The 6,858-nt window shown below is 74.5% G+C and carries 5 protein-coding genes; 2 read left to right on the forward strand and 3 right to left on the reverse strand.

Annotated elements, in window-relative coordinates; all coding sequences use genetic code 11:
- Positions 1-82: 82 nt before the first annotated feature.
- From ACWEQL_RS39740 to ACWEQL_RS39750, 3 genes are all read right to left on the reverse strand, one after another.
- Positions 83-982, reverse strand: a complete 900-nt coding sequence (locus ACWEQL_RS39740) for a hypothetical protein (protein ID WP_452156051.1) — start codon at positions 980-982, stop codon at positions 83-85.
- Between the two features lie 190 nt (positions 983-1,172).
- Positions 1,173-2,423 (reverse strand): serine/threonine protein phosphatase, encoded by a 1,251-nt coding sequence (locus ACWEQL_RS39745; protein ID WP_452156053.1) that lies wholly within the window; start codon positions 2,421-2,423, stop codon positions 1,173-1,175.
- Between the two features lie 154 nt (positions 2,424-2,577).
- Positions 2,578-3,735: a LacI family DNA-binding transcriptional regulator gene (locus ACWEQL_RS39750; protein ID WP_452156055.1), complete on the reverse strand. Its 1,158-nt coding sequence runs from the start codon at positions 3,733-3,735 to the stop codon at positions 2,578-2,580.
- Between the two features lie 327 nt (positions 3,736-4,062).
- Between ACWEQL_RS39750 and hisC the strand changes: the two genes are divergently transcribed.
- Entirely contained in the window at positions 4,063-5,148 is a 1,086-nt protein-coding gene (gene hisC / locus ACWEQL_RS39755; RefSeq protein ID WP_452156057.1) for a histidinol-phosphate transaminase, read from the forward strand.
- 309 nt (positions 5,149-5,457) lie between these two features.
- Positions 5,458-6,858: efflux RND transporter periplasmic adaptor subunit (locus ACWEQL_RS39760; protein WP_452156059.1), on the forward strand; the 1,401-nt coding region annotated here is incomplete at its 3' end.

Genomic DNA, 6,858 nt, shown 5'->3' on the forward strand with positions numbered 1-6,858 from the left:
CACTTCCTGCCGTCGTACTCGCCCGCCCCGGCCGTCCGCCACCGTGGCCGGGCCCGGTGCCGCGCGGGCGGACCGGGCGGTGTCAGACGTCGTCGGGGCCGGTGAAGGCCGGTGGGGTGTAGCCGGGGCCGCTGAAGTCGGGGCCGGTGAAGGAGGCGGTGCGCGGCTCGCGGCCCTCGGGGTCGGTCAGGCCCTCCACGCCCGGGCTGCTGAAGCCGGGCCCGGAGTACCTGGGCCCCGAGTAGCCGGGGCTGGTGAAGTCCGGGCCGGTGGAGTCCGCAGCCGCGGGGCCGGCGCGGTCCGGGCGCAGCTGGGCGTGCAGGTAGGGGAGCAGGGCCCGCTCGCGCAGCGCCTCCTGCCAGCGGCGGCGGGCCTCGTCGAGGTCGGCGGCCCGCTCCGGGTCGGCGCGCGGGTGCGGGACGGCGGGGGAGCCGGGCGGGACGGGGCCGGCGGGCGGGGCGGCGCCGTCGCGCAGCGCGGTGAGCACCAGTCCGACGATGCCGACGAGCATCGCGGCGGCCCCGGCGGCGAGCGCCACCCAGCCGGCGGTGAGCACCGAGCGGGCCAGCGGCAGCGCCGGGTCGGCGGCGCGCAGCACGTACCCGATGAGCAGAAGCAGGAGGGCGGCGGCCCAGGCCAGGATCGGGGTGAGCACGGTGAGCACCGGGAACAGCCCGGCGCCGCCCTCCGCGGAGCGCAGCTGGGTGAGCAGGCTGGGCGCGGTGGGTTCGTCCTCGGGGACCGGGCCCGGCGGCGCGTCGCGGCCGAGGCGTTCGCGCAGCGCGGTGTAGCGCGCGTACTCGCCGGCGGCCGGGGCCGCGAGGGTGTCGGCGGCGAGCAGGGCCCGGGCGCGCAGTTGCTCGGCGGTGGGACCGCCGGCCGCGCGCAGGGCGGTGAGGACGGTGCCGTCACGCAGTGCTTCGTTGAGGAGGCGCTCGAAGTCCGGGCGGTCCTCCGCGAGCAGGTGCGGGGCGTTGGTCATGGAAACCCCGTTCAGCCAAACAGCTTCTCTCCGGCGCGGCCGAGGCACGGGTGGGGGACGGCCTCACGGGCGGCCGGGGGTGGTGTGCCCTCGATGGTAGGGGCGGGTGTGGCCGATTGGGCAGTCGGTTTCCGGAATTCCTCGGCCCCGGGTGCGGCGCGGCCGCGGCCCGGGGCCGGTGGGGTGCGCTTCAGTTGACGGGCAGTCGGGCGACCAGCAGGCGCCCCTCCATGGTGACGCCGCCGTCCATGGCGATGGCGAGGTCGTCGGCGTAGATGTGCGGCCCGGGGATGTGCGGCGGGGCGCCGTCGTCGTTGTGCACCGCGCCGGTGAGGTACGGGATGGGGCTGTGGCCGTGCACGACACGGACGCCGCCGTAGGTGTCGAGCAGCTCGTGGACGGCCTGCGGGCCGGCGTCGCCGCGGAAGGCGAAGCGCTTGGTGAAGCTGCGGAAGCAGTCCCACCAGGCGTCGACGCCCTCGTCGGAGAGCAGGGCGTGGACGGCGTCGTTGACCTCGGCGATGGACTCGCCGTACTCCAGGTACGCGGTGGTGTCGGAGTGCAGCAGCAGGTGGCCGTCCTCCAGCGCGATCGCGGGGAGGCGGGAGAGCCAGCTGATGTGGTGCGCCTCCAGGCGGTCCAGGTCGTGCTGCTGGCCGCCGTTGAGCCGCCAGGCGGCGAGGAAGGAGGCGGTGCCCGCGGTGGACTGGACGGGCTCGTCGCCGTACCGGGCGGCGCCGAGGAAGAGCAGTTCGTGATTGCCCATCAGCGCCCGGCAGTAGCCGCCGGCGGCGGCGGACTCGGCGGCGAGCTGCATCACCAGGTCGATCACGCCGATGCCGTCCGGGCCGCGGTCGGTGAAGTCGCCGAGGAACCAGATCCGGGCCCGGCCGGCGGACCAGTGGCCGTCGGCGTCGATCAGGCCCTGGTGGCGGAGCTCGGCGAGCAGTTCGTCGAGGTAGCCGTGCACGTCGCCGACCACGTAGAGCGGGCCGGGGGGCTCGCCGGGGCCGGGCGCCGGGTACGGGTAGGCCGGCTCGGGGAGCGGGGGGCCGAGCTCGATGGTCGGCGGGTCGTCGGCGCGGTGGGCCGGCGAGGGCTGGTCGGGCAGGGTGGGCTCGTAGCCGCCGTGCCCGGGGTGCCCGGCGTGGGCGTCGTGGCCGGGGTGGACGTCGTGCGTCCCGTCCCCGGCGTGGCCGGGGTGGACGTCGTGTCCGGCGTGGGGCCGGTCGTGGACGGTGTGCCCGTCGTGCGGCCAGTGCTGTTCGAGGTACCGGGCGCCGCCGTACCCGATGTACGTCTCGGAGTCGTACGCCGCTCCGGCGTACCCGGTGGGCTCCGGTTCGTAGTAGGTGCCGTACGGCAGCACATCGAGGTCCGGCTGGTGGCGTGGGCCTGAGTCCGGGTGATCAGGCCCGGGGAAGCGGTCCTCGGGTGTCATTCGCCCATCATAGGAAGACCACTCTCCCGGAGTCGTCACCTGGTGGGTATCCAATCCTCCGGAGCGTCAGCCGGGCGGCCCGTCAGGTCCGTTTTATCCCGGCCTGGGATGGTTGAGGGGGCTGTTTTACGGGCCTCGGAGGCCGTCGGGAGGCCTAGACCTCGCCCGGCGGGCGTGGCGGGCTGACCGTGGTGCGCGGGGAGCGGCGTTGCGAGGAGGCGCGGACGATCAGCTCGGTGGGCATCAGGGTGCCGGGCGGCGGGCCGGTGCCGGCGGTGCGGAAGCGGGGCGGGAAGAGCCGGGCGATGTCCACGCCGGTGCCCGAGTCGACCCCCTCGATGGCGTCGATCAGCAGGTTGACCACGGTGGTCCCGATCCGGCGCGGCTTGAGCGAGAGGGTGGTGATCGGCGGCTCGGTGCAGGCGTAGACGTCGCTCTCGCTGCAGCAGACCAGCAGCAGGTCGTCGGGCACCCGCAGGCCGTAGCGGCGGGCGGCGGCGAGCAGGTCGGTGCCGTTGGGGTCGAACAGGCCGTAGACGGCGTCGGGGCGGTCCGGGCGGGCGAGCAGCCGGTCGGCGGCGACCGCTCCGGCGGCCGGGTCGTGGGCCGGGTAGGCCTCGTACACCGGCTGCTGGCCGACCGTGGCGCACCAGCCGAGGTAGGCCTCGGTGGAGAGCCGGGTGTAGGTGTCGGTGCTGGTGCCGGTGAGCAGGCCGATGCGGCGGGCGCCGGCCTCGGAGAGGTGCTCCAGGATGCCGAGCACCGCGGCCTCGTGGTCGTTGTCGACCCAGGCGGTGACCGGGCAGTTGCCGGGCTTGCCGTCGCTGACCACCGGGACGCCGGACCGGTAGAGCTCGCTGACCAGCGGGTCCTGGTCGGGCGGGTCGATCACCACGGTGCCGTCCAGGGCGATGTTGCCCCACACGTCGTGCCGGGAGGAGGCGGGCAGCACCACGAGCGCGTAGCCGCGCCCGAGCGCGGCGCTGGTGGCGGCCCGCGCCATCTCGGCGAAGTAGGCGAACTCGGTGAAGGTGAACGGCTCCTCGCCGTAGGTGGTGACGGTCAGGCCGATCAGGCCGGACCGCCCGGTGCGCAGGGTGCGGGCGGCGGCCGAGGGGCGGTAGCCGAGGCGCTCGGCGACCTCGCGGACCCGGCTTCTGGTCTCGTCGGGCAGGCGGCCCTTACCGTTCAGCGCGTCGGAGACGGTGGTGATCGACACTCCGGCGGCTGCTGCCACATCCCGGATGCCAGCCCGCTCCAGACGCCGTGAGGTGGTGGGTCGCCGACCGCTCTGGTTGGCTGCTGCTGTCATGGCGGACCGATCGTATGGCTCCTGACAAGGGTCTGTGACCGGCGCATCGGGAGCCCGAGGAGATACGTTTCTCCGCGAGTGAGCCGGGTCGCGCTCCTTCGATCCCCGTCTGAAATCGGCCGTCTTACCTCTGACATGTGCCAAAGGAACCCGGCAGAATGGCTGATCTGCACCCATGACCCGACCGGGCATCTCACTCCTACGGGTGAGGGCGGGTCGGTATCGTTCAGGGCACCCGACCGGGGTGGTCCGGGGTGCGCCGAGTTCCCGGGGGCGGCGGCGATCCCGTACGTACCGCGAATCAGTGATCACAGAAGGAGCAAGCTCGTGACTGGTACGGCAGCGCAGGGCCCCCGGCTGAGGCCGACCCTGGACGGCATCCCCACGTACAAGCCCGGCAAGCCGGCCGGTGCCGACGCCTACAAGCTGTCCTCGAACGAGAACCCGTACGACCCGCTGCCCGGCGTGCTCGACGCCGCCGTCGCGGCCGCCGGCTCGTTCAACCGCTACCCCGACATGGCCGGCACCGGGCTCGTCGCCGAGCTGGCCCGCCGCTTCGAGGTGCCCGCCGAGCACATCGCGACCGGCACCGGCTCGGTCGGCGTCGCCCAGTCGCTGATCCTCGCCACCGCCGGCCCCGGCGACGAGGTCATCTTCGCCTGGCGCTCCTTCGAGGCGTACCCGATCATCACCCAGGTCGCCGGCGCGACCCCCGTCCCGGTGCCGCTGACCGCCACCGAGGACCACGACCTGGACGCGATGCTCGCGGCGATCACCCCGAACACCCGGCTGATCTTCGTCTGCAACCCCAACAACCCGACCGGCAACGCGATCCACCGCGCGGAGCTGGAGCGCTTCATCGACGCCGTCCCGGCCGACGTCCTGGTCGTGGTCGACGAGGCGTACATCGAGTTCATCCGCGACGCCGAGGTCCCCAACGGCATCGAGCTCTACCGCGACCGCCCGAACGTCTGCGTGCTGCGCACCTTCTCCAAGGCGTACGGCCTGGCGGGCCTGCGGGTCGGCTTCGCGATCGCCCACGAGCCGGTCGCCACCGCGCTGCGCAAGACCGCCGTCCCGTTCGGCGTCAGCCAGCTCGCCCAGGACGCCGCGGTGGCCTCGCTGCGCGCCGAGGACGCCCTGCTGGTGCGGGTGGAGTCGCTGGTGGAGGAGCGGGTCCGGGTCTCCGCCGCGCTGCGCGCCCAGGGCTGGACCATCACCGACTCGCAGGCCAACTTCGTCTGGCTGCGGCTCGGCGAGCGCACCCTGGACTTCGCCGCGGCCTGCGCCGAGGCCGGCGTGATCGTCCGCCCGTTCCCGGGCGAGGGCGTGCGGGTCTCGATCGGCGAGGCGGCCGGGAACTCGATCTTCCTCTCGGTGGCCGAGGCCTTCCGCAAGGAGCTGGACGCCTGACCGACCGGCCTCCCCGGCCGCCCTCCGTGAGCGGGGGCGGGGAGGCCGGGCCCGGTGACCGACCGCCCGTCCGGGGCGCGCCCCCGGCGGGCGCGCCCCGGCGTGCTGTCGAGGGCCGGGCCGCCCCGGCTCCCGAATGGCTGTGCGTGGCTGGGAGACCGCTGGGAGTCCGGTCGACATTTCGCCCCGCCCGGGGCCGGCCGGTGGGCGATCCGGGCGAGTGGTCCCGTTCGTCCGGATTCGTCCGGTCAGCACCCGCCCAGCCGCCGTCCAGGACCAAGCAAGAGCTCCCGGCGAAGCTTGGCGGCCATGAAGGTGCTTCCGCGACGGCGTGGGGCCGTCCTCGTCAATTCCGCGCTCAGCGTGGCGCTGCTGGGCGGCGGCGCCCTGGTGTACACCACCCTGGACAGCGAACCCGGCGTGGCCGCCGGGCGCGCCCAGACCCGTACCGCGACCGTCGCCAAGGGCACGGTCCTGGCCACCGTGTCCGGAAGCGGCACCCTGGTCTCGCCGAGCGACGCGGCCCAGGACTTCACCACCGGCGGCCGGCTGACCTCCGTCAAGGTCGCCGTCGGCGACACCGTCACCAAGGGCCAGGTGCTCGCCACCGTCGACACCACCACCGCCCAGCAGCAGGTGGACGCCGCCCAGGCCGCCGTGAACACCGCCGAGGCCGCGCTCACCAAGGCCGAGGCCGGGGTGACCACCAGCACCCAGGTGCCGGTGGAGCCGAAGACCTCCTCCGGCGGCGGCACGGGGGGCACCGGGAGTACCGGGGCCACCGCGGGCACCGGGAGCACGGGGAGCACCGTCGGCACCGGGAACCGTCCGACCGCCACCGCCACGCCCGTCCCGCAGACCACCACGATCACCACCACCAAGGTGGACGAGGCCGCCGTCGCCCAGGCCGAGCAGCAGGTCACCACCGCACGCACCAACCTGGCCAACGCGAAGACCGCGCTGGCCGGCACCACCCTGACCGCCACCGTCGACGGCACGGTGGCCTCGGTCGCCGGCAAGACCGGTGACCAGGTGAGCGGCACCGGCTCGGCGGGCGGCTCCTCCGGATCCTCCGGCGGCTCGACCACCGCCAAGAGCGGCGGCACCGGCACCCCCAGCGGCTTCATCGTGCTGACCAACCCGACCGGCATGCAGGTCACCGCCAACTTCTCCGAGCTGGACTCGCTCAAGCTCAAGAAGGGCCAGGCGGCCACCGTCACCCTCAACGCGCAGTCCGACACCAGGCTCAACGCCACCGTGCTGGCCGTCAGCCCGCTGCCGACCAGCAGCGGCACCGGCGGCGCCGCGGCCGTCCAGTACGCGGCCACGCTCCAGATCACCGGCGACACCGGCAAGCTGCGCACCGGCCTCAGCTCCACCGTCTCGGTGGTCACCGGAGAGGCGGACAACGCGCTCTCGCTGCCCACCGCCGCGCTGGCCGGCACCGGCTCCAGCCGCACCGCCACCGTGGTCCACGAGGACGGGAGCACCGAGCGGGTCGGCGTGGAGGTCGGCGTCGAGGGGGACACCACCGTCCAGGTGCTCTCCGGTCTCCAGGAGGGCGACCGGGTGGAGATCGCCTCCACCACGGCCGGCTCCGGCAACGGCTTCCCGAACGGCTCCTTCCCCGGCACCAACGGCCGGGGCGCCGGCGGTACGGGCGGCGCGGGCGCCATCGGCGGCGTCCCGGGCGCGACGGGCGGCGGCGCC

It is taken from the genome of Kitasatospora sp. NPDC004240 (assembly GCF_053603215.1).

Coding starts and splice junctions, on each gene's coding strand:
- ACWEQL_RS39740 (WP_452156051.1), bottom strand. CDS start 982: ATGACCAACGCCCCGCACCTGCTCGCGGAGGACCGCCCGGACTTCGAG.
- ACWEQL_RS39745 (WP_452156053.1), bottom strand. CDS start 2,423: ATGACACCCGAGGACCGCTTCCCCGGGCCTGATCACCCGGACTCAGGC.
- ACWEQL_RS39750 (WP_452156055.1), bottom strand. CDS start 3,735: ATGACAGCAGCAGCCAACCAGAGCGGTCGGCGACCCACCACCTCACGG.